Source organism: Pseudomonas sp. S04, from assembly GCF_009834545.1.
Lineage (GTDB): Bacteria > Pseudomonadota > Gammaproteobacteria > Pseudomonadales > Pseudomonadaceae > Aquipseudomonas.
In genome coordinates this window covers 5,065,646-5,091,672 of sequence record NZ_CP019427.1, presented here as the reverse complement: position 1 = coordinate 5,091,672, position 26,027 = coordinate 5,065,646, and the positions used below count along the sequence as shown (strand labels likewise).

Annotated in this window: 23 protein-coding genes; 10 read left to right on the top strand and 13 right to left on the bottom strand. The window is 60.5% G+C overall.

Annotation, left to right across the window (positions count from 1 at the left end):
- Positions 1-164 precede the first annotated feature (164 nt).
- From PspS04_RS22635 to PspS04_RS22615, 5 genes are all read right to left on the bottom strand, one after another.
- Positions 165-389 carry a hypothetical protein gene (locus tag PspS04_RS22635; RefSeq protein WP_095168929.1) on the bottom strand — a complete coding sequence of 75 codons (225 nt, stop codon included), beginning with the start codon at positions 387-389 and terminating at the stop codon, positions 165-167.
- 141 nt (positions 390-530) lie between these two features.
- On the bottom strand, positions 531-1,895 hold the full coding sequence (locus tag PspS04_RS22630) for a heavy metal sensor histidine kinase (RefSeq protein ID WP_159997881.1): 1,365 nt from the start codon (positions 1,893-1,895) through the stop codon (positions 531-533).
- Positions 1,885-2,562 carry a heavy metal response regulator transcription factor gene (locus PspS04_RS22625; protein WP_159997879.1) on the bottom strand — a complete coding sequence of 226 codons (678 nt, stop codon included), beginning with the start codon at positions 2,560-2,562 and terminating at the stop codon, positions 1,885-1,887. Before PspS04_RS22625 ends, PspS04_RS22630 begins: the two co-directional genes overlap by 11 nt.
- Before the next feature lie 8 nt (positions 2,563-2,570).
- A complete protein-coding gene (locus tag PspS04_RS22620; protein WP_159997877.1) occupies positions 2,571-5,666 on the bottom strand; it encodes a multidrug efflux RND transporter permease subunit in 3,096 nt (1,031 codons plus the stop codon).
- Positions 5,663-6,832 (bottom strand): efflux RND transporter periplasmic adaptor subunit, encoded by a 1,170-nt coding sequence (locus tag PspS04_RS22615; protein WP_159997875.1) that lies wholly within the window; start codon positions 6,830-6,832, stop codon positions 5,663-5,665. Before PspS04_RS22615 ends, PspS04_RS22620 begins: the two co-directional genes overlap by 4 nt.
- 209 nt (positions 6,833-7,041) lie before the next feature.
- Between PspS04_RS22615 and PspS04_RS22610 the strand changes: the two genes are divergently transcribed.
- Entirely contained in the window at positions 7,042-7,287 is a 246-nt protein-coding gene (locus PspS04_RS22610) for a hypothetical protein (RefSeq protein ID WP_159997873.1), read from the top strand.
- 45 nt (positions 7,288-7,332) lie between these two features.
- On the opposite strand, the gene PspS04_RS22605 is transcribed toward PspS04_RS22610, so the two are convergent.
- The 5 genes from PspS04_RS22605 to norR form a co-directional block, all read right to left on the bottom strand.
- On the bottom strand, positions 7,333-8,082 hold the full coding sequence (locus PspS04_RS22605) for a YkgJ family cysteine cluster protein (RefSeq protein WP_159997871.1): 750 nt from the start codon (positions 8,080-8,082) through the stop codon (positions 7,333-7,335).
- 80 nt (positions 8,083-8,162) lie between these two features.
- Positions 8,163-8,489: a hypothetical protein gene (locus tag PspS04_RS22600; protein WP_159997869.1), complete on the bottom strand. Its 327-nt coding sequence runs from the start codon at positions 8,487-8,489 to the stop codon at positions 8,163-8,165.
- 63 nt (positions 8,490-8,552) lie between these two features.
- A complete protein-coding gene (locus PspS04_RS22595) occupies positions 8,553-9,011 on the bottom strand; it encodes a GNAT family N-acetyltransferase (RefSeq protein ID WP_159998918.1) in 459 nt (152 codons plus the stop codon).
- Between the two features lie 27 nt (positions 9,012-9,038).
- A complete protein-coding gene (locus PspS04_RS22590; protein ID WP_095168920.1) occupies positions 9,039-9,941 on the bottom strand; it encodes a chemotaxis protein CheV in 903 nt (300 codons plus the stop codon).
- A 185-nt stretch (positions 9,942-10,126) separates the two neighbouring features.
- On the bottom strand, positions 10,127-11,683 hold the full coding sequence (norR, locus tag PspS04_RS22585) for a nitric oxide reductase transcriptional regulator NorR (RefSeq protein WP_159997867.1): 1,557 nt from the start codon (positions 11,681-11,683) through the stop codon (positions 10,127-10,129).
- A 157-nt stretch (positions 11,684-11,840) separates the two neighbouring features.
- Between norR and hmpA the strand changes: the two genes are divergently transcribed.
- The 9 genes from hmpA (at position 11,841) to PspS04_RS22540 (ending at position 22,912) form a co-directional block, all read left to right on the top strand.
- Positions 11,841-13,022, top strand: coding sequence for an NO-inducible flavohemoprotein (gene hmpA, locus PspS04_RS22580; RefSeq protein ID WP_159997865.1), 1,182 nt, complete (start codon positions 11,841-11,843; stop codon positions 13,020-13,022).
- A 255-nt stretch (positions 13,023-13,277) separates the two neighbouring features.
- Positions 13,278-14,641 (top strand): IS3 family transposase gene (locus tag PspS04_RS22575; RefSeq protein ID WP_159993877.1). Its coding sequence is split into 2 segments (ribosomal slippage): positions 13,278-13,743 and positions 13,743-14,641, totalling 1,365 coding nucleotides; the frame shifts between segments, so codons are not numbered across the junction.
- A 590-nt stretch (positions 14,642-15,231) separates the two neighbouring features.
- Positions 15,232-15,741, top strand: coding sequence for a disulfide bond formation protein B (locus PspS04_RS22570; RefSeq protein WP_095168917.1), 510 nt, complete (start codon positions 15,232-15,234; stop codon positions 15,739-15,741).
- 818 nt (positions 15,742-16,559) lie between these two features.
- Positions 16,560-17,495 carry a ubiquinol oxidase subunit II gene (cyoA, locus tag PspS04_RS22565; RefSeq protein ID WP_095168916.1) on the top strand — a complete coding sequence of 312 codons (936 nt, stop codon included), beginning with the start codon at positions 16,560-16,562 and terminating at the stop codon, positions 17,493-17,495.
- Between the two features lie 3 nt (positions 17,496-17,498).
- Positions 17,499-19,529 carry a cytochrome o ubiquinol oxidase subunit I gene (gene cyoB / locus PspS04_RS22560; RefSeq protein WP_095168915.1) on the top strand — a complete coding sequence of 677 codons (2,031 nt, stop codon included), beginning with the start codon at positions 17,499-17,501 and terminating at the stop codon, positions 19,527-19,529.
- A 3-nt stretch (positions 19,530-19,532) separates the two neighbouring features.
- On the top strand, positions 19,533-20,159 hold the full coding sequence (locus PspS04_RS22555; RefSeq protein ID WP_095168914.1) for a cytochrome o ubiquinol oxidase subunit III: 627 nt from the start codon (positions 19,533-19,535) through the stop codon (positions 20,157-20,159).
- Complete coding sequence (cyoD, locus tag PspS04_RS22550; protein ID WP_095168913.1) at positions 20,160-20,492, top strand: cytochrome o ubiquinol oxidase subunit IV; 333 nt, start codon at positions 20,160-20,162, stop codon at positions 20,490-20,492.
- 11 nt (positions 20,493-20,503) lie between these two features.
- Complete coding sequence (cyoE, locus tag PspS04_RS22545) at positions 20,504-21,391, top strand: heme o synthase (protein ID WP_095168912.1); 888 nt, start codon at positions 20,504-20,506, stop codon at positions 21,389-21,391.
- Between the two features lie 157 nt (positions 21,392-21,548).
- Positions 21,549-22,912, top strand: a protein-coding gene (locus PspS04_RS22540) for an IS3 family transposase (RefSeq protein WP_159993877.1) whose coding sequence is annotated in 2 segments (ribosomal slippage) — positions 21,549-22,014 and positions 22,014-22,912 — 1,365 coding nt in all. Because the reading frame shifts where the segments join, the coding sequence is not laid out codon by codon here.
- A gap of 610 nt (positions 22,913-23,522) precedes the next feature.
- Here the strand turns inward: PspS04_RS22540 and PspS04_RS22535 are convergent.
- The 3 genes from PspS04_RS22535 to PspS04_RS22525 form a co-directional block, all read right to left on the bottom strand.
- Positions 23,523-24,227, bottom strand: coding sequence for a hypothetical protein (locus PspS04_RS22535; RefSeq protein WP_159997863.1), 705 nt, complete (start codon positions 24,225-24,227; stop codon positions 23,523-23,525).
- 92 nt (positions 24,228-24,319) lie between these two features.
- On the bottom strand, positions 24,320-25,147 hold the full coding sequence (locus tag PspS04_RS22530; protein ID WP_159997861.1) for an ABC transporter permease: 828 nt from the start codon (positions 25,145-25,147) through the stop codon (positions 24,320-24,322).
- An 8-nt stretch (positions 25,148-25,155) separates the two neighbouring features.
- Positions 25,156-26,022: an ABC transporter permease gene (locus tag PspS04_RS22525; protein WP_095168909.1), complete on the bottom strand. Its 867-nt coding sequence runs from the start codon at positions 26,020-26,022 to the stop codon at positions 25,156-25,158.
- Positions 26,023-26,027 lie beyond the last annotated feature (5 nt).

Here is a 26,027-nt window from a genome sequence, read left to right as displayed (position 1 = left end):
TGTAGGGTCATTGTTTGAAAACCGGTGTTTCTTATTAAGAGGGACGCGTGCGGGCGGGGCGAAAACACAATAAAAAAAAGCCGCTGATAGCAGCGGCTTTTAAGACAACTTCACGTGGGAAAGAGCCGAGTAAAGTGTCGAGGGAAACTCGAAACGCTGATCAATCAGCTGTCTTTCTCAACCTGCGGCTGAGCCTGGACAGTCGCTGCTTGCGGGGCGTGCTCAGGGTTTTGCGCCTTGGCGGTCAGTTCGTTCTGGGCCTTGTCGAAGGCGGCTGCACGCGCGGCATTCTGCGCGATAAAGGCTGGCGACTCTTCGGCCATGGCCAATGGCGAGAGGAACAAGGACGACAAAACGAAAGCGCTGGCAATACCCATACTGTTGGACATCTGAAAAACCTTCTTGCTTGGCAAGTGCTGTTTGGTGCGGGCAAAGATAAGGGGCGCGGGTAAAAGGAAACAGAGCGGATTACAGAAAGGACTGTTGCGGGAACAGCAATAGTGGGTGCCGCGCCCAGTCTGCGGATGCCATTAGATGGGCAGGTAGATACCGAAGGTATTGACCCCTTCGTCACTGCGCACAAACACATCGCCGCCGTGCATCAGCGCAATTGCCTTGACGATGGCCAGCCCCAGGCCGTGGTTGGCGCCACTGTTGCTGCGCGAGGCGTCGACCCGGTAGAAACGCTCGAACAGGCGCGGCAGGTGTTCGCTGGCAATCGGCTCGCCGGGGTTGGTCACTCCAAGGCGAACCTGATGGTGTTCGGCGTCGATCCGCACCTCGATCACCTGTCCGGGCGCGGTGTGTTGTACCGCGTTGTTCAGCAGGTTGATCAAGGCCCGGCGCAGGTGGGCGATTTCAATCCGCACCTGGGCGTCACCGCTGACCCGGACCTGGACCTGGGCATCCTCGAGGATGAAGTCCAGGTAATCCAGGGTGGTCGCCACTTCATCGGCCAACGAGGTGCTGGTGAGTTTGGTGGCCTTGCTGCCCTGGTCGGCGCTGGCCAGGAACAGCATGTCGTTGATGATTGAGCGTAACCGCTCGAGCTCTTCCAGGTTCGATTGCAGCACTTCGAAGTAGTGTTCCGCCGAGCGTCCGCGCGTCAGGGCTACCTGGGTCTGGCCGATCAGGTTGGTCAGGGGGGAGCGCAGTTCGTGGGCCACATCGGCGTTGAACGATTCCAGGCGGGTATAGGCCTGTTCGACCCGTTCCAGGGTCGAGTTGAACGAGGTGACAAACTGATCGAGTTCCGGCGGCAAGGGCGACAGTTGCAAGCGCGCCGACAGCAGCGGTGGAGCCAGGCGTTGCGCTTCCTGGGACAGCCTGATCAGCGGCTTGAGGCCAATTCGCGCGACCCAGTAGCCCAGCGCCGATGCCAGCAGCACGCCGACGATTGCCAGGCTGATCAGGGCGACCAGCAAATGGTGCTGGGTGGCATGCACGGCCTGGGTGTCGATGCCGATCATGAAGCGTAGCGGTGGGCGCTGATCCTTGGCCGGGAACTGGCTGACCAGCACCTTCAGCGGGTAGGGCTGCTCCGGCAGCTGCAGGTCGCGCATGCCCAGCGGGCCCTCGGCGAAGGCCCGGATTTGGGGGGAGATATCGCCGTACTCGTAGTGGCGGTCGCCACTGATGATCCAGAAGCTGATGCGCTTGTCTTCTTCACCCAGCAGCTTGAGTTTGTTATTGATCTTGACCCAATGTTCCGGCGTGCCGTAACGGCCCACCGTGGATTCGAGCACGCTATAACGCGCATCCAGCTCCGCTTCCGGCAACAGGCCCAGGCCCTTGTCGACCTGTTGATACAAGGCCCAGCCGATCAACAGGAACACCAGCGCCGCCACCAGGGTAAACATGACGCTCAGGCGCAGGGCAATGGAATTACGGGGCACGTCGGCTCTCCAGTACATAACCCATGCCGCGGATGGTGTGCAGCAGCTTTTCCTCGAACGGGCCGTCGATCTTCGCCCGCAGGCGCTTGATCGCCACCTCGACCACGTTGGCGTCACTGTCGAAATTGATGTCCCAGACCATTTCCGCAATCGCGGTCTTGGACAGGATTTCCCCCTGGCGCCGGGCCAGCACACTGAGCAGGGAGAACTCCTTGGCGGTCAGGTCCAGACGGGTACCGGCGCGGGTGGCCTTGCGGCTGAGCAGATCTATCCACAGGTCGGCCACGCTCACCTGCACCGGTTCATGCCCGCCACTACGGCGGGTCAAGGCCTGCAGGCGGGCCACCAGTTCGAGGAACGAGAAGGGCTTGCCCAGGTAATCGTCGGCACCCTCGCGCAGGCCGCGGATCCGGTCCTCGACCCGCTCGCGTGCGGTGAGCATGATCACCGGCGTCTGTTTGCGCGCCCGCAAGGCTCGCAGCACGCCGTAGCCATCCAGCCCCGGCAGCATCACGTCGAGGACAATCACCGCATAGTCGCTTTCCAGCGCCAGGTGCAAGCCTTCGATGCCATCGGGGGCGACGTCCACGGTGTAGCCTTGTTCCGTCAGGCCGCGATACAGGTAGTCCGCGGTTTTTTCTTCGTCTTCAACGATCAGGACACGCATGACCCGCCTCAGTGTGTAGTCGCCAGCGCAGGTGCTGGTGTAGGCCGATGAAACAGCCGTTCAAGCCACAAGTATATGACCGGCGTGGTAAACAGCGTCAGCGCCTGGCTCACCAGCAAGCCACCGACCACGGCAATCCCCAGTGGCTGGCGCAACTCCGCGCCGGGGCCGTGGCCCAGCATCAGCGGCAGGGCGCCCAGCAAGGCGGCGAGGGTAGTCATGATGATTGGCCGGAAGCGTGTGATACAGGCCTGATAGATCGCGTCCTCTGGCGTAAGCCCACCCTTGCGCTGGGCGTCGAGGGCGAAGTCGATCATCAGGATGCCGTTTTTCTTGACGATGCCGATCAGCAACACCAGGCCGATCAGCGCCATGATCGAGAAGTCCTGGCCCAGCAGCCACAACATGATCACGGCGCCGAGGCCGGCCGAGGGCAGGGTCGAGATGATCGTCAACGGGTGCACGAAACTCTCATAGAGCACCCCGAGAATGATGTACACCGCCACCAGCGCCGCCAGGATCAACCAGGGCTGGCTGGCCAGCGAGCTTTGGAATGCCTGGGCCGCGCCCTGGAAGTTGCCGTTGACCGAGGTCGGCATGCCGATTTCGGCTTTCGCCTGGTTGAGCAGGATCACCGCATCGCCCAAGGCCACACCAGGCGCCAGGTTGAACGACAGGTTGGCGGCGGGGAACATGCCGTCGTGGGCGATGGACAGCGGGCCGATGGTCGGTGCGTCGAAGCGGGCCAGCGCCGACAGCGGCACCATCTCGCCGCTCAGGGGCGAGCGCAGGTAGAAATACGCCAGGCTTTCGGCCTTGCCCCGTTGCCGGGTGTCCAGTTCGAGGATCACGTTGTACTGGTTGATCTGGGTCTGGAACTCGTTGACCTGGCGCTGGCCGAAGGCGTCGTAGAGTGCTTCGTCGACATCACTGGCGGTTAGCCCGAAACGCGCGGCCGCCGCTCGGTCGATGGTGATATGGGTGATGCTGCCGCCCAGTTGCAGGTCGTTGGAAATGTCGCGGAAAGCCGGGATGCCGCGCAGTTTTTCCGTCAGGCGTTGGGTCCACACGTTGAGGGTCGGGCCGTCGTTGCTCTTGAGTACGTACTGATACTGGGCCCGACTGGGGCCGGAACTGAGGTTGATGTCTTGCCCGGCCCGCAAGTACAGGACGATGCCGGGAACCGCCATCAGTTGCGGACGAATCCGGTCGATGAACTGGCTGGCCGAGACATCGCGATCACCCCGTGGCTTCAGGGCGATCCAGAAGCGCCCGTTGGCGATGGTCTGGTTGTTGCCCGAAACCCCGACCGAGTGGGAAAACGCCTGCACGGCGGGGTCGGCGGCGACGATCTGCGCCATCGCCAGGTGCTTTTTCACCATGTCGCCATAGGAAATATCGGCAGCGGCTTCGGTGGTCCCAAGGACAAATCCAGTGTCCTGCACCGGGAAGAAACCCTTGGGGATAAACACGTAGCCCGCCACGGCCATGGCCAGGGTCAGGCCGAACACCCCCAGCATCACTTTCTGGTGCGCGAGGGCACGGCGCAGGCCGCGCTCATACAGGGCCAGCAGGCGCTCGCCGAAGCCCGGCCGGGCGTGGGCATTGTGCACCGGCGCGCGCATGAACAGCGCTGCCAGGGTTGGCGCCAGGGTCAGGGACACCACCACCGAAATCAGGATGGTCGAGGTGGCCGTCAAGGCAAACTCCTTGAACAGGCGCCCGACCACCCCGCCCATGAACAGCAACGGAATGAACGCGGCCACCAGCGAGAAGCTGATCGAGACCACGGTGAAGCCGATCTCGCTGGCGCCCTTGATCGCCGCCACGCGTTGGTCGTCGCCGGCCTCCAGGTGGCGGTGAATGTTCTCCACCACCACAATCGCATCGTCGACCACGAAGCCGACCGAAATCACGATCGCCACCAGGGTCAGGTTGTTGAGGCTGAAGCCCATCACGTACATCAGGGCAAAACTAGCGATCAACGACACCGCGAGCACGCTGGAGACGATCAGCGTCGCCGACAGCTGGCGCAGGAACAGCGCCATCACGGCCACCACCAGCAACACCGCGATCAACAGCGTCAGTTCCACCTCGTGCAGCGAGGCGCGGATGGTCTGGGTACGGTCGATCAGCACCTTGACCTCGACCGACGCCGGCAGCATCGCCTGCAGGCTGGGCAACGCGGCCTGGATACGGTCGACGGTCTCGACGATATTGGCCCCCGGCTGACGGAAAATTACCAGGTTGACCCCCGGCTGCGTGCCGGACCAGGCCTGCACGTAAGCGTCCTCCGCGCCGTTGACCACCCGGGCGACATCCCGCAGGTGCACCGGTGCACCGTCTTTGTAGGAGACGATCAGTTCGCCGTATTCCTCGGGGTGGAACAGTTGGTCGTTGGTCGCCAGGGTGGAAATGCTCGACTCGCCATACAGCGCGCCCTTGGCCAGGTTGAGGCTGGTCTGCTGGATGGCCAGGCGAATGTCGGCCAGGGTCAGGCCGATGGCGGCGAGCTTGTCGGCCGAGGCCTGGACCCGGATGGCCGGGCGCTGCTGGCCGGTGATGTTGACCTGGCCGACGCCGTCGACCTGGCTCAGTTGGCGCCCGAGCAGGGTTTCGGCGTAGTCGCTGAGTTCGGTGCCGGGCATTTGTGTCGAACTGACGCTGAGGATCAGCACCGGGCTGTCGGCCGGGTTGACCTTGCGCCAGGTTGGCAGGGTCGGCATGTCCTTGGGCAGTTTGCCCGCAGCGGTGTTGATCGCGGCCTGGACCTCCTGGGCGGCGGTGTCGATGCTCTTGTCGAGGGTGAACTGCAAGGTCAGGTTGGTCGAACCCAGGGCACTGCTGGAAGTCATCTGGGTCATGCCGGGGATGGCGCTGAATTGCACCTCCAGGGGCGTGGCCACCGACGAGGCCATGGTGTCCGGGCTGGCGCCGGGCAGCAGGGCGTTGACCTGGATGGTCGGGAACTCGGCTTCCGGCAGGGGCGCAATCGGCAATCGCGGGAAGGCGATCAGGCCCAGCAGCACCAAGGCGAAGGTCAACAGGACGGTGGCCACCGGGTGATCGATGCACCAGGCGCTGATCCCCCTGCGGGCCGTCATGGCTGCTGCTCCGAAACGGTGGCCTGGGTCAGTTCCGGTGGTTCGTCGAGGATCTGCACGCGGCTCCCCGGCTTGAGTCGCGACTGGCCATCGCTGACCAGGACATCACCGGCCTGCACGCCCTTGATGATGTTCAGGTCGCTGTTCTGATAGACCATCTGCACCGGCACCGATTCGACCTTGCCATCCGTCACCCGGTACACAAAGTGCTGGTCCAGGCCGCGCTGGACCACCGTCGGCGGTACCACCAGGGCCGCCTTGTCCAGCGCGGTCTGGATCTTGATTGTCACCAGTTGCCCGGGCCAGAGCTTTTGCCCGGGGTTGTTGAATTCGGCCTTGGCGCGAATGGTGCCGGTGTTGGCGTTGATCTGGTTATCGATCAGCGTCAGGTGGCCTTCCCCGAGCAAGTTGCCGGTCTGGCCGTCGGTATCGGCTCCCAGATAGGCGTCGACCGCGGCTGCGGGCGTCGCGCCGATCAGGCCTTGCAAGGTCGGTAGCATCTGCTGTGGCAGGGAGAACTCGACGGCGATCGGGTCGATCTGGGTCACTGAGAACAACCCTTGGGTATCGCTCATGCGCAGGAAGTTGCCTTCATCCACGGTGCGAATCCCGACCCGCCCGGTCACCGGTGAACGTATCTGGGTGTAGGAGAGTTGCACCTGCGCCGCGTCGATGGTGGCCTGGTTGCCCAGCAGGGTGGCTTTCAACTGATTGACCAGGGCCTGCTGCTGGTCGTAGGTCTGTTTCGACACCCCGTCATCGGCGCTCAGCAGCTTGTAGCGCTGCAGATTGACCAGGGCCACCTGCAACTGGGCCTGGCTTTCGCCCTGTTGCGCGCGGGCCTGATCGAGGCTGGCGCGGATCGAGCGATCGTCGATGGTGGCCAGTAGGTCGCCGGCTTTGACCCGTTGGCCTTCCTTGACCAGCAGGCGGGTGAGGATGCCGTCGATCTGCGGGCGAATGACCACGCTGTGCAACGACAGCACCGAGCCGATGCCGCTGACATATCGCGGTACATCGCGCTGCGCGACGCTGACCACACGCACCGGCACCGCCGTCGGCGCGGCGAGTTTGCTCGAAGCCGGCTGGAGCAGGGTCCAGGCCCCGGCGGCGACAAGCACGACGAGGGTAGCGACAAGCAGGAGCGTGGTTTTTTTGCTGGGCATCAGGTCAATCGCCGGGGCCGGTGGGTCGGATAGGTAGCCAGTATGCCTCCGTTATAGCCCCACGATCCGGTCAGCAGGGTGACGGCTAACTGACAGGGCGGACAGCTTGGCGCTTGAAGCTTGCAGCTTGCCGCGGCTCTTCCCGCTATACTGCCGGCTTTTCGCGACCCATCATCCGGGCGCGACTCAACGCTACACCCGGAGCATTCATGACTTCCCCGACACAAGCGCCTGCGGCTGACGACCAGGCTGACCTGCCAGACAGCGTCGACTCCAGCGCCGACAGCGACAGCAACGCCGCGATCCCGGCCTTCAAGTTCCCGTTCAAGCCAGGTGAACTGGCTGCCGCCAAGGCTGGTAATCAGCCGTGGTACAAGAATGGCGCCAAGAATGGCCACACCAAGGTTCCGGGCGCTGCGCCGCCAGGTACCCGTCGCTCGATGGGCAAACGCTGATTTGCTGAGCTTGCGCAGTAGTCATCAGGCCACTGCCATTGCGGCCTAGGCCGCCTGCAACGAGATAAAGGCGTAATTCAGGGGCTGCGCAGTCGTCACCCGCGCTCCGGCGGCCTGCACCTGATCGGCCAGCGCGGCCCCCGACAGATGAAACTGCCATTGCCCGACCGCAGCCAATTGCGGTTCGGCCTGAACCTGGTCGATGGCGGCAGCAAACGCGGCCATATCCGGCAAATAGGCGGTAAAACCGTCGCCCTTGAGGGCTGCGGTGCAAATTCCCAGCTGTGTGCAAATCCCTTCCTTGGCTTGAATGTCGTCCCGATCGGCCTGGCGCGAATCTTCGATCAGGCTTGCCAGCGCCGGGTCGACCAATTGGCCGCCGACGATCAACTCAGGCCCCTGCTGCCATGACTCGGGCGGGCAGTCCTTGGCTCCCGGTGTCAGGGGGATGTGTGGGTTGATCTCCATCGGGTAGATCCGGCACACCAGCGGCCGACGTTCATAGATCCGGCACAGGTTGTCTTCGTCAAGATTCCGGCAGCGGCCCGCATTGAAGGCGGCGAAGGTAATCGTCACGTAGGCGTGGGTGTCACCGCTGGGCACCACCACTGAGCGGCGGCGGGCGTGTTCGCGCTGCACGGCCGGCAGGCCCAGGCCGTTGTCCAGGAACCCTTCGACCAGCACGATCACTGCGCCGCCATCTGCTGCCCACATGCGGGCTTCGGCGAGAGTCAGGGGCACATGGTGGTCATTGCAGCATTTGCCGCAGCCTACGCAGGAAAACGATGTGTTCATGGGGGCGTTCACAGTCCGAAAGCGTCAGCGATGACAAAAAAACAGCGCCGGGGCCTGGTGCGAAGCAAGTTGTGCGCCAGTCATTGACCCTGGGTGGCCGGGCGCACCGAGTCCCATTCTGTGACATGGGCGGTCTTGCTTTTCTTGTGGTAGAGGCACAGCTCCGTGCCCCGCTGTCCCTTCATGTGCTTTTGCGGGTACTGGCCCTCAAGCAGCAAGGCGCTGTAGCCGACGCGATCATCGAACAACGCGGCATTACCCACCGGCTTGGCGTGGCTCAACTGGCTGGCCTTGGTGCAACTGGCGAGTACCGCCTTGTCGTAGGCGGCCCAGGCGTCGGGGCTCGAGGCCTGGGCGTGGAGTGCGAGGCTGGTCAGGGCGATGAAGAGCAGGGCAGGGGATCGCATGGCAGGACTCCTGATGGGTAGGAGAGGGAGTATGCCTGATGCAGTTGTGGGGGGAGGCGGTGCTCAGTCTGGAACGGGTTCCCGGCGGACCAGGCGCATGCCGCAACTGTCATACATCTGCCGCGCCCGATGGTTGTCCTCCAGTACCTTCAAATCGACAAACCCTTCGCGACGCTGCTGGAAAACGCTGAAGGCATGCAGCAGCAACGCCCGTCCCAAGCCCTGCCCCCGGGCGCGGGGATGCACCACCAGGTGCTTGATGTAGGCGCTGGTCCAGCACTGGATCACGCCGACCAGGCCCTGCGCGTCGGAGGCGATGAAGCACAGTTGCGGATCGTATTCGGGGTCGCGCTCAAAACGTTCGCGCCAGGTAGCCAGAGCCGAGACCTGACCGCCGCCCTGGCGATAGCCGGCCTCTAGCAACTGATGCACCGCCTCGGCCATCGTCGGTTGGTAGCTGGTCAGGCTGATACCCGCCGGCCAGGCGCAGGGCGGCAGGGGGCCGGCCAGTTCGCGGCGCATTAACAGGCAGTAAGCCTGGGCCACGGCTCAATGACCCTGCTGCGCCACCGCTTTGGCGGCGTCGATCAGGCATTGGGTCAGCTCCGGCGAGGAGAATTTGGTCAGCACCGCATTGGCCCCGGACAGTCGGGCTTTTTCACTGTTCATCGCGCTGTCCAGGGAGGTATGCAGCAGCACGTAGAGGTGGGCAAAATCGGGGGTTTCGCGCAGGGTCCGGGTGAAGGCGTAGCCGTCCATTTCCGACATCTCGATGTCCGAGACAATCAGGTTGATCTGCTGCGCGGTGCCTTGCAGTTCCAGCAGGCAGTCGATGGCCTCCTTGGCGCTGCGGGCGGTGTGGCATAACAGCCCGAGGTGACGCAGGGTATGTACCGACTGTTGCAGCGCCACTTGGCTGTCGTCGACCACCAGGATGCGCGCGTTGCCCAGCAACTCGGCATCTTCCATGCTCAACTCGGTGGGCGCCATTTGCACCGGCTCCGGGGCAATGCCGTGGATGACCTTCTCGATGTCCAGCACCTGCACCAGCGTGCCATCGACCGAGGTCACGCCAGTGATGTACGAACGTCCGCCGCCCGAGCCATACGGCGGCGGGCGAATATCGGAGGTCAGGCAGTGCACGATCTTGCTCACCGCCTGCACGTGCAGGCCCTGTTTCGAGCGACTGACGTCAGTGACGATCAGGCAGCCACCGTCCGGGTCCGCCAGGGGCCGCTCGCCGATGGCGCGGCTCAGGTCGATGACCGATAACGAGTTGCCGCGCAGGGTGGCGATGCCTTTGACGTGGGGGTGCGACTCCGGTAGCCGGGTCAGCGGCGGGCAGGGGATGATTTCACTGACTTTCAGCAGGTTGATCGCCATCAGCTTGCCACTGCGCAAGGTAAACAGCAGAAGCGAAAGTGAATCTGCGCGGGCTTTGGTGGAGGACATAAAAACCTTCTGTGGAAAAGGTGGCGGAGGATCGCGGGAGCGCCGACAACTATTGATAACGAGTTATCGACTTGTCGGCGGCAGGCTTTAGGACCGGTACAACCTTTGTCGCCGCTGCCGAGCCCGCGAGGCTGCGTCAACGGCTGCAGGACGTTCATTTGGCTTGGCAATACCGTTGGGGGCGATCACTTCATGCCCAGCCGCTTGGCCATTCGCCCCAGGTTCGCCCGGTCCAGGCCCAGTTCGCGGGCGGCGCTGGCCCAGTTGTGCTGGTGGCGCTCCAGGCACGCGCTGATCAGTTGGCGCTGGTACTGCTCGGTGGCCTGGCGCAGGTCGCCGTTCATCTCCAATGCTGGCGCAGGTGCGGCGGGCGCAGGCACTGCGCTGATCTCAAGGGCGTCGTGGGGCAAGTCCAGGTCGATCGCACTGAGGCTGAGGATCTTCGGCCGCTCGCGGGAATTGCCCAGCGCCTTCAAGGCACTGCGGCCGATCAGGTGTTCCAGTTCGCGGACATTGCCCGGCCAGCTGTAAGCCAGCAGCGCGGCCTGGGCATCGCTGGACAGGCGCAGGCTGTTGAGGCCCATGCGCGAGCGATTCTGTTCGAGGAAATAGCCACTGAGCAGCAGCACATCGCGCCCGCGATCACGCAGGGCCGGCACCAGCAGTGGATACACGCTCAGGCGATGATAGAAGTCGGCGCGGTAGCGGCCACTGCGCACTTCTTCGGCGAGGTCGCGGTTGGTGGCGGCGATCAGGCGCACGTCGACCTGATGCTCCTTGTCCGACCCCAGGCGCTGCAGCTGGCCGCTTTGCAGGACGCGCAGCAACTTGGCCTGCACTGTCAGGGACAACTCGCCGACTTCGTCGAGAAACAGGGTGCCGCCATTGGCCAGTTCAAATTTGCCGCGGCGGTCACTGGTGGCGCCGGTGAAGGCCCCGCGCACATGGCCGAACAGCTCGCTCTCCACCAGGGTATCGGGCAGGGCGGCGCAGTTGAGGCTGATGATCGGCTTGTGGGCCCGCGCTGATGCGGCGTGAATTGCCTGGGCCACCAGCTCCTTGCCGACCCCGGTTTCCCCGGTGATCAGCACCGTCAGGTCGCTGCCGCCCACCAGTTTGATCTCCTCCACCAGGCGCTTGTGCGCCTTGCTCTGGCCGATCATTTCGCGGTCCTGCTGGCCGCTGGCCTGCCGATAGACCTCGGCCCGCTGGTGTTCGTCTTCGACCCGATTGGCCAGCCGCTCAATGCGCTCGGCGGCGTTGACCGTGGCGGCTGCCAGGCTGGCGAAGGCCTGCAGGGCATCCAGTTCGATGGGTTCGAAGCGTTCCGGGTCCAGCGCATCCAGGGTCAGCAAGCCCCAGGGCCGCTCATCGATAAACAGCGGGCAGCCCATGCAGTCGTGGACCTCCAGGTGCTCGTCGAGGCCATCGACCAGGCCGTCATAAGGGTCCGGCAGCTCGCTGTCGGCGGCAAAGCGTGTCGGGCCAGGGCTGCTGAGCAGCGCCTCGAAGCGCGGGTGCTCGCTGACCTTGAAGCGCCGGCCCAGGGTGTCGGTACTCAAGCCGTCGACGGCCAGCGGCACCAGCCATTCGCCATCCAGGCGCAGCAGGGCGGCGGCATCGCAGGGCAGCAGGGCACGCATGGCTTCCAGCAGGCGCCGGTAGCGCTCACCTTCGGGCAGTTCGCGGGACAGGTCAGAGACCAGCGGCAGCAGGGTGGTCAGCAGGGATTTTGCAGTCATATTGACTCCATGTAGTCGAGGTGACTATAAAACCCCAAGGGTCGTTATGACTACATATTAATCAAACCATTGATTTATAACGATTTAATTCTTGGCATGGAAACTGATACCCAAAGGGTAATCCATTAAAAGCAGTCGTTCAGGAGTTCATCCCCTTATGCTTAGCGCTCAAGACCGTGCCATCGTCAAATCCACTGTGCCACTGCTGGAAAGCGGTGGTGAAGCCCTGATCACCCACTTTTACCGCATGATGCTCAGCGAATACCCGCAAGTGCGCCCGCTGTTCAACCAGGCGCACCAGGCCAGCGGCGACCAGCCCCGGGCCCTGGCCAATGGCGTGCTGATGTACGCCCGGCACATCGACCAGCTCGACCAGTTGGGCGATCTGGTGGCGAAGATCATCAACAAGCATGTGGCCCTGCAGATTCTTCCTGAGCACTATCCGATTGTTGGCAGCTGCCTGTTGCGCGCCATCAGTGAAGTGCTCGGTGACGAGATCGCCACGCCCGAAGTGATGAATGCCTGGGGCGCGGCCTATGGCCAACTGGCTGAGATCCTGATCGGTGCCGAAGCCGCGATCTACGACCAGAAAGCCGAAGCTGTCGGCGGTTGGCGCGGGGCGCGCGAGTTCATCCTGGCCCAGCGGGTCGAGGAGAGCGCGGAAATCACCTCGTTCTACTTTGAACCCGCGGACAAGGGCCCGATCCTTGCCGCAGAGCCAGGCCAGTACATCGGCATGAAGCTGCTGCTGGACGGTGAAGAGATTCGTCGCAACTACTCGCTGTCGTCCCTGGGTACCGACGGCCAGTACCGCATCAGCGTCAAGCGCGAAGCCGGCGGCCGCGCTTCGAATTACCTGCATGACCAGTTCCAGGTCGGCGCCCGCATCGAGCTGTTCCCGCCTGCTGGCGACTTTACCCTGACGGCCAGCGACAAGCCGCTAGTGCTGATCAGCGGCGGGGTGGGCATCACCCCGACCCTGGCCATGCTCGAAGCGGCCCTGGCAACCGAGCGGCCGGTGCACTTTATCCATTGCGCGCGCAACGGCGGGGTGCATGCCTTCCGTGACTGGATCGACGCCCTGGCCGCGCGTCATCCGCAACTCAAGCGCTTCTACTGCTACGCCGAAGATGACGGGGTCAGCCCGGCGGCTGACCAGGTCGGGTTGCTGAGCCAGGAGCAGTTGGGCAACTGGTTGCCCGAGCAACGGGACCTGGATGCCTACTTCCTGGGGCCCAAGGGTTTCATGGCGGCGATCAAGCGTCACCTCAAGGCGTTGGGTGTGCCAGAGAGCCAGAGCCGTTACGAGTTCTTTGGGCCGGCTGCGGCGCTGGAGTAACGGCAAAGGGGCGATTTGGTCAGACCGAGTCGCCCCTATCGCGGGCAGGCTCGCTTCCACCAGTCTTTAGTCGAGGCAAGGTCAATTGTGGGAGATTCTATGGTGTTGAGGGTCTGTGGGAGCTGCTGAAGGTTGTGATCTTTTGATCTTGGATTTGAGGTATATCCATTGCTGCGGTTGTGGCGGCTAATGGTTCCGCCCTTACGTGAACTGCCCCCCGAATGTTGGACACCTGACCCCTCGGGAGGGTGTTCCATGACGAAATACAACCTAGCACTCAAGCAATCACTGATTGAAGAGTGTTTGTCTGCCAGTAGCGTTCATGAGGTGGCCCTCAAGCATGGCTTGAGTCCATCGCTGCTGCGGCGCTGGATCAAGGGTTTTGAAAAACACGGTGCCTCTGGCTTGATTGCCAAGTACAGCCATTACGATGCCCAGTTTAAATTGAAGGTTTTGCAGTGCATCGAACAAGATGGACTGTCGGACCAACAGGCCTGTATACGGTTTGATATCCGTGGTCCAAGTAGTATCAGGCAGTGGCGAAAGCTGTACGATGAAGGCGGTGTAGAAGCACTACAACCGCATCGTCTTAAAGAGTCCAGCATGCCCCGCAAACCTTCTAGGCAACCCAAAGCAAGTCCTGTTCTTCCTGCGGACGCAGAGCTGACCTCTGAACAAATGCTCGCAGAACTGGCCTATCTGCGCGCGGAGAATGCCTATCTAAAAAAGCTCGATGCCTTAATCCAAGCGGATCCCCGTACTGCGCAGCCAAAAAAACGCAGTCCGTCCAAGGATTGAGGCATGAGTATCCACTTGCTCTGTTGCTACGTGCTGCGGGACTTGCACGCAGTACCTTCTATTATCAAAGCAAAACACTGCTAACCGACAAGCATGCCGACCTTAAAGATCGCATCCGCAGCGTCTATCACGGGCATAAGGGGCGTTACGGCTACCGCCGTATCACCGCAACCCTTGGAAACAGTGGTGAGTTGATCAATCACAAGAAGGTGCATCGGCTGATGCAGATGATGGGCCTCAAGTCGTTGGTCAAAGTGAAGAAATATCGCTCTTACCGAGGTGCTGAAGGGCTTGTTGCGCCTGATCTACTAAAGCGCGAATTTAAGGCAGAAGCCCCTAACCAGAAATGGGCAACCGACGTGACGGAGTTCAAGGTGAAGGGGCAGAAACTGTTTCTTTCGCCTCTCATGGATTTGTACAACGGCGAGATCCTGGCTTACCAGATCAACCGACGTCCCGAGTTCAGGATGGTTTCGACGATGCTGGAAAAGGCCTTCGGGCGACTGAATCAAGGGGACAAACCGATACTGCACTCTGACCAGGGTTGGCAGTACAGGCAGCCTACCTACCGACACATGCTGGCCGAAAAGAGCATCGAGCAGAGCATGTCGCGCAAGGGTAATTGCTTGGACAATGCCGCCATGGAAAGCTTTTTCGGCACGCTCAAGAGCGAGTTTTTCTATCTGGAATCATTTGAGAGTGTGGAGCAGCTGGCATCAGGCATAGAGGATTACATCGCCTACTACAACCAAGACCGCATAAGCCTCAGACTGAATGGCTTGAGCCCGGTACAATTTCGGACCCAGGCATTAAATCAATAGCGTCCCCTGTCCAACTTTCGGGGGGCAGTTCAACGGCGGGTCACTTTGGCAAACGCCCCAAAGTAACCAAAGGTCTTTGCCCCAGGCGTTCGGCCCCTCGCTACGGTATCCATCCGGGGGCATCGCCTCCGGTTTGCTTCGCTGCACCTCCTCTCGATGTATGCGGCTTCGCCGCACGGCGCTCCGCGCCTCCCCCCTGATGGACACCTTCGCTCAGCCTGCCGATGGGGCGGGTGGATCAAGAGCAAAAGCACGGCGACCTGCCGGTCGGCCTGCTTTCCTGCGTTGGAGTATCTTTGTGGGAGCGGGCTTGCCCGCGATGAGGCCGGCATAGCCAACATTTATGCCCCCTGACCCACCGCCATCCCGGGCAAGCGGAGCGCCGCCTGGCCTGGTCCCACAGATTCACTGTGCGAGCTTGCTCGCGATGGCGTCATGCGCGTCAACACAGATTCCACGGGTTAATCCGCTGTTAATACCCTCCACCGTTAATTCCCAGCGAAAGGTCCGATACCACGCCACGTGCTGCATACGCACGCCTGGCGTGTAAACTGGCGGCCATAGCCTGATTTATGACGAAGGAAACGGGAATGAACGAGGATTCGATGCGCCTGGGCCGTGAGCGGCGCTTTCTGGTGTTGTTGGGCATCATCTGCCTGGCGCTGATCGGGGGCGCGCTGTACATGCAGATCGTGCTGGGCGAAGCCCCGTGCCCACTGTGCATCCTGCAGCGTTATGCATTGCTGCTGATCGCTCTCAGTGCGTTCGCCGGCGCGGCCATGCGCACCCGACGCAGCATCACGGTGTTCGAGACCCTGGTGGTGATCTTTGCCCTGGCAGGGGCGGGCACCGCGGCCCATCACGTCTACACCCAGTTCTATCCATCGGTGAGCTGCGGTATTGATGTGCTGCAGCCGATTGTCGATGGTTTGCCACTGGCGAAGATCTTCCCGCTGGGCTTCCAGGTCGACGGTTTCTGCTCCACGCCTTATCCGCCGATCCTTGGCCTGTCGCTGGCGCAATGGGCCCTGGTGGCCTTCGTCCTGACCGTGGTCCTGGTGCCGCTGCTGGTTTCGCGCAACCGCAAACAGCTGAACTGAGGCCGACACCCTCAACCACCGTCGTTGCACAAAAAACGCCCTGGTCCTCGAAAGAGGCCGGGGCGTTTGACGTTTCAGCGCGCCAGTAAAAAGTTCGTGATGTGGGGCAATCGAGGGTGCGGCGAGTGTGCGACATGTTGTCACAGCTCAAGTGTCGCAACTCATTTCAAGCTTCGTGTTTTGGCATGAAAAGATACAAAGATCTGCCCGGCACCGGTCTTGGCCAAAAGCCAGCAAGAATGCCGCGACAGGCAGTTTTAACAGGCTTCGGCGAATCGCCACAGGCCTTGTGAAAAGGGGGCTTTGGCGAGCATGGCGGACCGAGCTGGGGCCTGGAAGCTGTCTGAACTGCGCACAGTAGGCCTACAATTTTTGGGGTTCTTGTTGAGAATGAATCGCGATAAAATCGGCAATCTTTACAGGATTGGTTAATGATTGTTGCCGTATCCGATAAAAATTATTTCGAGATGAGACATGGTTTATAAAACGTTACATATCTACAATCGCCCGCACTGAAATTCCGGCACTGCTCACCCCTGAGCAGAGAAGGGTGGTCGAGGAGCGGTTCGATAGCTTCGTGCGACCCCAGGTGTCGGTGCCTTTCCAATTATCCGCACCAAATGGAATTGGTCTGTAACAAGGCCTTTGACCACGAATTCGAATAAGAACTCACCGCTGGCCCAGGATGTGTCAATCAGCGTTTAACGCGTGACGGGCAAGCCCTTATTCAATCCAAGAAAAATGCCAACCCTTGGCAGGGTGAAGTGTTGGCGATCGAAACCCAACTGCATTGCGCAAGCTGCTTTAGAGGTCGTGAGATGAGTAAAAACAGGTACCCCAGACTACTAGGCTTATTGCCGCTGCTCGGCACGCTGTTGCTGGGAGGCTGCAACATGACCTTGCTCGATCCCAAGGGCCAGGTCGGCCTGGACGAGCGAAACCTGATCATCACCGCAACGCTGCTGATGCTCCTGGTCGTGGTTCCGGTCATCGTCATGACCTTCCTGTTCGCCTGGAAGTACCGTGCGTCCAACACCAGCGCCACCTACACGCCTAAGTGGAACCACTCCACCAAGATCGAAATCGCAGTGTGGGCTGTCCCGGTTCTGATCATCATTGCCCTGGGTTACGTCACCTACAAATCGACCCACGCCCTGGACCCGTACCGTCCGCTGGAGTCCGACGTTAAGCCTGTGACCATCGAAGTGGTCGCGCTGGACTGGAAGTGGCTGTTCATCTACCCGGAACAAGGCATCGCCACGGTCAACAAGATCGTGTTCCCGGCGCACACGCCAATCAACTTCAAGGTGACCTCGGACGCCGTGATGAACTCGTTCTTCATCCCGGGCCTGGGCGGCCAGATCTACGCGATGGCGGGCATGCAGACCAAGCTGCACCTGATCGCCAACCAGAACGCTGAAATGGACGGTATCTCCGCCAACTACAGCGGCGCTGGTTTCACCGGTATGAAATTCAAGGCAATCGCCACCACCCAGGAAGAGTTCGACGCCTGGGTAAGCGAAGTCAAAAAGGCACCTAAACAGCTTGAACAAGCTGAATACGCAGCCCTTTCCAAGCAGAGCCAGAACAACCCAGTCGAGCTCTACTCCTCGGTTACGCCGAACCTGTTCCAGATCATCGTCGACAAGTACGAAGGGATGAAACCGGGTCCGAAGGTCAAGCACGAGAAGAAAGAGAAAGAAGTGGCCGCTACGGACATGGAATCGCATTCAGCTGCCGGGGCAGAGGAGTAAACGATGTTTGGTAAATTAAGTTGGGAAGCGGTCCCGTTCCACGAACCGATCGTGATGATTACCATCGCCATGATCGCGCTCGGTGGTCTGGCGCTGTTCGCTGCAATCACCTACTTCAAGAAGTGGACCTACCTGTGGACCGAGTGGTTGACCTCGGTCGACCACAAGAAAATTGGCGTGATGTACATCATCGTCGCCATGGTCATGCTGCTGCGCGGTTTTGCCGACGCCATCATGATGCGTACCCAGTTGGCCATGGCCACCGAGGGTTCGCCGGGCTACCTGCCTCCTGAACACTATGACCAGATCTTCACCGCTCACGGTGTGATCATGATCATCTTCATGGCGATGCCATTCTTCACCGGCCTGATGAACCTTGCAGTGCCGCTGCAGATCGGCGCGCGTGACGTTGCCTTCCCGTTCCTGAACTCCTTGAGCTTCTGGTTGCTGGTTTCCGGCGTGGTGCTGATCAACCTGTCCCTGGGCGTTGGCGAATTCGCCAAGACCGGTTGGGTTGCCTATCCGCCGCTGTCGGGCCTGCAATACAGTCCGGGCGTGGGGATGGATTACTACATCTGGGCGCTACAGCTATCCGGGCTAGGTACGACGCTGACGGGGGTCAACTTCCTGGCTACCGTGCTGAAAATGCGTACCCCGGGCATGAAGCTGATGGACATGCCGATCTTCACCTGGACCTGCACCTGGGCCAACGTCCTGATCGTCGCTTCGTTCCCGATCCTGACCGCTACCCTGGCACTGCTGACGCTTGACCGTTACATGGATTTCCACATTTTCACCAATGAACTTGGTGGCAATCCGATGATGTACGTCAACCTGTTCTGGGCCTGGGGTCACCCCGAGGTGTACATCCTGATTCTGCCGGCGTTCGGGATCTTCTCCGAAGTCATCTCGACCTTCACTGGCAAGAAACTGTTCGGCCACCACTCGATGATCTACGCTTCGGGCGCGATCTCGATCCTCGGCTTCATGGTCTGGCTGCACCACTTCTTCACCATGGGTTCGGGTGCCAGCGTCAACGCCTTCTTCGGCCTGGCGACGATGCTGATTTCGATCCCCACGGGTGTGAAGCTATTCAACTGGCTGTTCACCATCTACCAGGGCCGCCTGCGTTTCACCAGCCAAGTGCTGTGGACCCTGGGCTTCATGGTGACCTTCGCCATCGGCGGCATGACCGGCGTACTGCTGGCCATCCCGGGTGCTGACTTCGTCCTGCACAACAGCCTGTTCGTGATCGCGCACTTCCACAACGTGATCATCGGCGGCGCCGTGTTCGGCTACATCGCAGGTTTTGGCTTCTACTTCCCGAAAGCGTTCGGCTTCAAGCTGCACGAAGGCTGGGGCAAGGCTGCATTCTGGTTCTGGATCACCGGCTTCTTCGTCGCATTCATGCCGCTCTACGTCCTGGGCTTCATGGGCATGACCCGTCGCCTGAACGCCACCACCAACCCGGAATGGGTGCCGTACCTGTACGTCGCCATGTTCGGCGCCGTGATGATCGCTGTCGGCATCGCCTGCCAGTTGATCCAGCTGTACGTCAGCGTGCGTGATCGCAACAAGCCAGAAAACATGTGCGAACACGGTGACCCGTGGAATGCCCACACCCTGGAATGGTCGACCTCCTCGCCACCACCGTTCTACAACTTCGCCGTACTGCCAAAAGCCGATGTGATCGATCCGTTCACCGAAGCCAAGGAAAACGGTACTGCGTACCAGGCGCCAAGCCGTTACGAACCGATCCACATGCCAAACAACACCGCCACCGGTGTGGTCATGGGCGCACTGTTGACAGTGTTCGGTTTCGCGATGATCTGGCACATCTGGTGGCTGGCCGCCTTCGGTCTGGTCGGCACCGTGGTGTACTTCGTGATCCACGCTGCGCGTGATGATCAGGGCTATATGGTGCCGGTCGACGTGATCGAGCGCATCGAAGCCGAGCAGCACAAGCGTCTGGTAGCGGCCGGGAAAGTTCCAGCCACCGCCACCCGTGTTGAAACCTCGTTGGAACAGGCTTAAACCATGTCGAACTTAGTGACCAATGCTGGACACACCCATGTCGATGGACATGGGCATGATGACCATCACCACGACTCGGGCGAGATGACCGTATACGGCTTCTGGCTCTACCTGATGACCGACTGCATCCTGTTTGCGTCGATCTTCGCGGTATACGCGGTACTGGTAAACAACGTCGCCGGTGGCCCGTCGGGCCACGACATCTTCGAACTGCCGTATGTACTGGGCGAAACCGCTCTGCTGCTGTTCAGTTCGATCACCTACGGCTTCGCCATGCTGGCGTTGTTCAAGGGCAAGAAGAGCCAGGTCCTGGGCTGGTTGGCCATGACCTTCATGTTCGGCGCCGGCTTTATCGCCATGGAGATCAACGAGTTCCACCTGCTGATCTCCGAAGGCTACGGCCCTAGCCGTTCCGGCTTCCTGTCCGGGTTCTTCACCCTGGTCGGTACCCACGGTCTGCACGTGACCAGCGGTCTGATCTGGATGGCGATCATGATGTACCAGGTGCAGAAAAACGGCCTGACGGCGACCAACAAGACCCGTCTGAGCTGCCTGAGCCTGTTCTGGCACTTCCTGGACGTCGTGTGGATCTGCGTATTCACCGTTGTTTATCTGATGGGGACTATGTAAATGGCTAACACATCACATTCCCACGACGACGCCGGTCACGGCAGCGTCAAGTCCTACGCCATCGGCTTCATCCTGTCGGTCATCCTGACGGTGATTCCTTTCGGCCTGGTGATGTACCCATCGCTGCCGAAGTCGATCACCTTGTGGATCGTCCTGGCATTCGCCGTGATCCAGGTGCTGGTGCACCTGGTGTACTTCCTCCACCTGGATCGTTCGCAGGCTCAGCGTAACAACGTGATCGCGTTTGTCTTCGCCGCACTGGTAATTGTCCTGCTGGTGGGTCTGTCGCTGTGGATCATGTTCAGCATCCACACCTTCATGATGGCGAAGTGAGGTAAGTCCGGATGTCCTTTAAGCACTTTATCCAAATCACCAAACCGGGGATCATTTTCGGTAACGTGCTTTCTGTGGCAGGCGGATTTTTCCTGGCCTCGAAGGGGCATGTCGATCTGGCCATTTTCCTGGCCGCGATGATCGGCACGTCCCTGGTGGTGGCCTCGGGTTGCGTGTTCAACAACTGCATCGACCGTGACATCGACCTGAAGATGGAGCGCACCAAGAACCGGGTGCTGGTGCAGGGCCTGATCTCCCTGAAACTGGCACTGGTCTACGCGACTGTCCTGGGTGTTGCTGGCGTGGCCCTGCTGTACAAGGTGGCCAACCCGTTGGCGGCGCTGTTCGCGGTGATCGGGTTTGTCATCTATGTCGGCTTCTACAGCCTGTATCTCAAGCGCAAGTCGGTACACGGCACGCTGGTGGGCAGTCTGTCGGGGGCGATGCCGCCGGTGATCGGTTATGTGGCCGTGAGCAACAGCTTCGACATGGCTGCGCTGACCCTGCTGGTGATGTTCAGCCTGTGGCAGATGCCGCATTCCTATGCGATCGCGATCTTCCGTTTCAACGACTACCTGGCGGCATCGATTCCGGTGTTGCCGGTCAAGCGTGGGATCCAGGTGGCGAAGCGGCATATCCTGCTCTACATCCTGGCGTTCCTGGTGGCGACCTTGATGCTGACCTTCAGTGGTTATGCGGGGATGAGTTATCTCGCGGTTGCGGCGGCCATGGGCATGTACTGGTTGTATATGGCCTGGACCGGCTACAAGGCGGTGGATGACACGGTGTGGGCACGCAAGCTGTTTGTGTTCTCGATCTTCACCATCACTGCGTTGAGCGTGATGATGTCGTTGGATTTCAAGGTGCCGAGTGAGTTGTTGCTGACTTACGCGCCTTGAGGTTTGCCGCTGTAACTGGAGCCCCGCCTTTGTGAGAAGAGCGGGGCTTTTTGTTGGGGGGGCATATCCGTTGCTGTGGTGATGGCGGCTAATGGTTCCGCCCTTACGTGAACTGCCCCCCGAATGTTGGACACCTGACCCCTCGGGAGGGTGTTCCATGACGAAATACAACCTAGCACTCAAGCAATCACTGATTGAAGAGTGTTTGTCTGCCAGTAGCGTTCATGAGGTGGCCCTCAAGCATGGCTTGAGTCCATCGCTGCTGCGGCGCTGGATCAAGGGTTTTGAAAAACACGGTGCCTCTGGCTTGATTGCCAAGTACAGCCATTACGATGCCCAGTTTAAATTGAAGGTTTTGCAGTGCATCGAACAAGATGGACTGTCGGACCAACAGGCCTGTATACGGTTTGATATCCGTGGTCCAAGTAGTATCAGGCAGTGGCGAAAGCTGTACGATGAAGGCGGTGTAGAAGCACTACAACCGCATCGTCTTAAAGAGTCCAGCATGCCCCGCAAACCTTCTAGGCAACCCAAAGCAAGTCCTGTTCTTCCTGCGGACGCAGAGCTGACCTCTGAACAAATGCTCGCAGAACTGGCCTATCTGCGCGCGGAGAATGCCTATCTAAAAAAGCTCGATGCCTTAATCCAAGCGGATCCCCGTACTGCGCAGCCAAAAAAACGCAGTCCGTCCAAGGATTGAGGCATGAGTATCCACTTGCTCTGTTGCTACGTGCTGCGGGACTTGCACGCAGTACCTTCTATTATCAAAGCAAAACACTGCTAACCGACAAGCATGCCGACCTTAAAGATCGCATCCGCAGCGTCTATCACGGGCATAAGGGGCGTTACGGCTACCGCCGTATCACCGCAACCCTTGGAAACAGTGGTGAGTTGATCAATCACAAGAAGGTGCATCGGCTGATGCAGATGATGGGCCTCAAGTCGTTGGTCAAAGTGAAGAAATATCGCTCTTACCGAGGTGCTGAAGGGCTTGTTGCGCCTGATCTACTAAAGCGCGAATTTAAGGCAGAAGCCCCTAACCAGAAATGGGCAACCGACGTGACGGAGTTCAAGGTGAAGGGGCAGAAACTGTTTCTTTCGCCTCTCATGGATTTGTACAACGGCGAGATCCTGGCTTACCAGATCAACCGACGTCCCGAGTTCAGGATGGTTTCGACGATGCTGGAAAAGGCCTTCGGGCGACTGAATCAAGGGGACAAACCGATACTGCACTCTGACCAGGGTTGGCAGTACAGGCAGCCTACCTACCGACACATGCTGGCCGAAAAGAGCATCGAGCAGAGCATGTCGCGCAAGGGTAATTGCTTGGACAATGCCGCCATGGAAAGCTTTTTCGGCACGCTCAAGAGCGAGTTTTTCTATCTGGAATCATTTGAGAGTGTGGAGCAGCTGGCATCAGGCATAGAGGATTACATCGCCTACTACAACCAAGACCGCATAAGCCTCAGACTGAATGGCTTGAGCCCGGTACAATTTCGGACCCAGGCATTAAATCAATAGCGTCCCCTGTCCAACTTTCGGGGGGCAGTTCAACGGCGGGTCACTTTTTTTACAAGCGCCTAAAAAAAGTAACCAAAAAAACGCTTGCCCCAGGCGTACGGCCCCTCGCTTAGGCTCGGGGTCCCTTCGCTACGGTATCCATCCGGGGGCATCGCCTCCGGTTTGCTTCGCTGCACCTCCTCTCGATGTATGCGGCTTCGCCGCACGGCGCTCCGCGCCTCCCCCCTGATGGACACCTTCGCTCAGCCTGCCGATGGGGCGGGCGGAGCAAGATCAAGAGCTGCAGGCGAGCTAACGCTCGGCCTGTTGAGTGGTCAGGGCGGGCGAGGCGGCCTACCGGCCGGCCTGCTTTTTCTGGCTGAAACATCTCTGTGGGATAACTCTGTGGGAGCGGGCTTGCCCGCGATGGCGATCTGCACCAAACCACAGATCCCGGCAATCCCCCCAATCCCCCATAGCAGCTGTCGAGCCCGCGAGGCTGCGTTCGAGGACCTGGTCCTCGCCGCTCTTGCGCTGCGTTTTCTCCGCCGATGCGCTCGCTCACCCCAGCAAAAAGCCCCGCCTTCAAACGAAGAGAGGGGCTTTTTGTTGGGCTGGTTTTGCTCGGCGATTACTGGGCCGCGATGCTGTAGCCGGCAAACGCGGTCTGCTGTTGCAGGGCGGTGATGATGGCTTTGCGGGTGGCCGGTTGTTCGGTGCCGCTGGCGTCGAGGAAGGTTTCGTTTTCCAGTTCCAGTTCGTCGCCTTCGCCGACGAAGGTGAAGCCGAGGAATTCATAGGCTTGGCGATCGACGCTGGGTTTCGAGCGTGGGGTGCGCAGGGGCAGGGTCACGGTGAGGCCGTCCTTGCTGATGCTGAACACTTCGACTTCTTTCTTCGCGCGGGCGGCCTTGCCCTTGCTGCCGCTTGGGTTGCTGATGGCCTGGTGGGTCTGGTTGAGGACTTTCAGGGCCAAGCCGTAGACCAGCTCCTGGAAGCTTGGGTCGTCCTTGAAGCTGGACAGGATGCGGCTGATCGGGAACTTGCTGCTCAGGTCTTCGAGGGCGGCGATGTCGGCGGCCTCGGCGTCCTTGAGCTGCTTGAGCTGGCCCATCAGTTCGTACGCCTGGTCGTCGTCGAAGCGGTCATGGGCCTGGCGGATGGCCGTGCGCAGCTCGCGAATCTGGTCGCTTTCCTTGGAAGTGTGGAAGGCGTCCAGGACCATCTCGCTGATGGTTTTGGCCTGGGGCACGTGTTGTGAAAGATTGATGGAGTTTTCGTATTCCGCTTTGGACGACAAGGTGACTACGAATTCAGCGGTATTGGAATCTGGCATTGAAATTTCACTACTTCTTTAAACTTGAATTGAGGCGAGAAAGCACGACGGCCTTTTCAGGCCGCCTAATCTATTGGACCGGGGCGGTGTTGTCACGGGTGTTGAAGCCTTTGCGCTCGTTTGTCGACCAGGTGCTGGACCACCAGGCGTCCAATCAGCACCAATAGGGTCAGGCTGATCAGCAGCACCGAGATGGCGGCCACGCTTGGGTCGACGTTGTCGCGCAAGCCGCTCCAGATGCGCTTGGGCAAGGTGTCGACGTTGACGCTGGTGATGAACAGGGTCACCGCCACTTCTTCCCATGACAGGGCGAAGCCGAGCAGGGCGGTGGATGCCAGGCCCAGTTTGAGGTTCGGCAGGATCACCATGAAGGTGGTCTGCATCAGGCTGGCGCCGAGGTTGCGCGACGCCAGTTCAATCCGACGGTCGATCTGGCTGAGGGCCACGAGCATGGTCACCACCCCGTACGGCACCACCATGATCACGTGGGCGATCACCACCCCGGTCAGGGTGTCGTAGCCCATGCCCGGGGCGAAGCGGCCGAGCTTGGTTTCCATGAAGTACAGCACCAGCGCCGAAATCACCGGCGGGATCGCCATGGGCAACAGCACCAGGCCGATCAGCGCGGTGGCCAGTTTCGAGCGCATGTACCAGATGCCGAGGCTGAAGCTGGCCGCCAGCAGGGTCGCGATGATACTGGTGGCAAAGGCAATGGTCAGGCTCTGGCTGATGGCATGGAACCAGTCCGGGTTGCTCACCAGCGCCTCGTAATGGCGCAGCGACCAGTTGCCCTCGGGCATCGACAGGAAGCGCTTGCTGGTGAACGACACCGGTATCACCGTCAGCAGCGGGAACAGCATGAACGCCATGGCGGTCACGGCCAGCAGGCGGGTACTCAGGCTTGTACGATGGGTGTTCATAGATAACCTCAGCCTACCAGGCGGTTCACACGGGTCATTTTCAGCAGGACCCAGATCAATGCGCTGACCAACAACAGCAGCACCACGCTCAAGGCAGCTCCCAGGCCCCAGTTACTGGTCTGGAACATTTGCAGGAACACGTACTCGGCGATCATCACCGTCTGCCCGCCACCCAGCAGTACCGGGGTAATGAAGAAGCCCAGGCAGAACACGAAGACCATGATGAAGGCACCCAGCACTCCCGGTAGGGTCTGGGGCAGCAACACTTGCCAGAAGGTGCGCAGTGGCCCGGCGCCCAGGCCGCGGGAGGCCATGAGGATGCGCTGGTCCAGCTGGCGCATGCTCGACAGCAGCGGGAACACCGCATACGGAATCATCACGTGGAGCATGCCGATCACCACCCCGATTTCGTTGCGGCTCAGTTGCAGCGGTTGATCGATCAGGCCCATGCCCATCAGCCCATTGTTGAGCACTCCGTTGCTGCGCAGGGCGATCAACCAGCCAAACGCCCGCACCAGCACCGAGATCCAGAACGGGATGAAGATGCAGATCTCCACCACCCGCTGCCAGAACGGCGGGCTGAACACCCAGCAGTAAGCCAGCAGGTAACCGATCACCAGGGCCAGGACGCTGACGGTCAGGCACAGGCGCAGGGTGCGCCAGAGCATGTCGTGGATGGCCGGGTCGGTGGCGATGCGTTCGTACTGGTCCAGGCCCGGTGTCGGCAACGAGAAACTCCAGCCAACCACGCCGATAAACGGCAGCACGTAGAAGATCAGCAGCAACACTGGCAGCGGGAACAGCAGCAAGCTGCGTTCCAGCGCCGGCGAACTGAACCGCGGCTTGGGTTTGCTCAGGGTCAAGGTCATGGTCATGATCG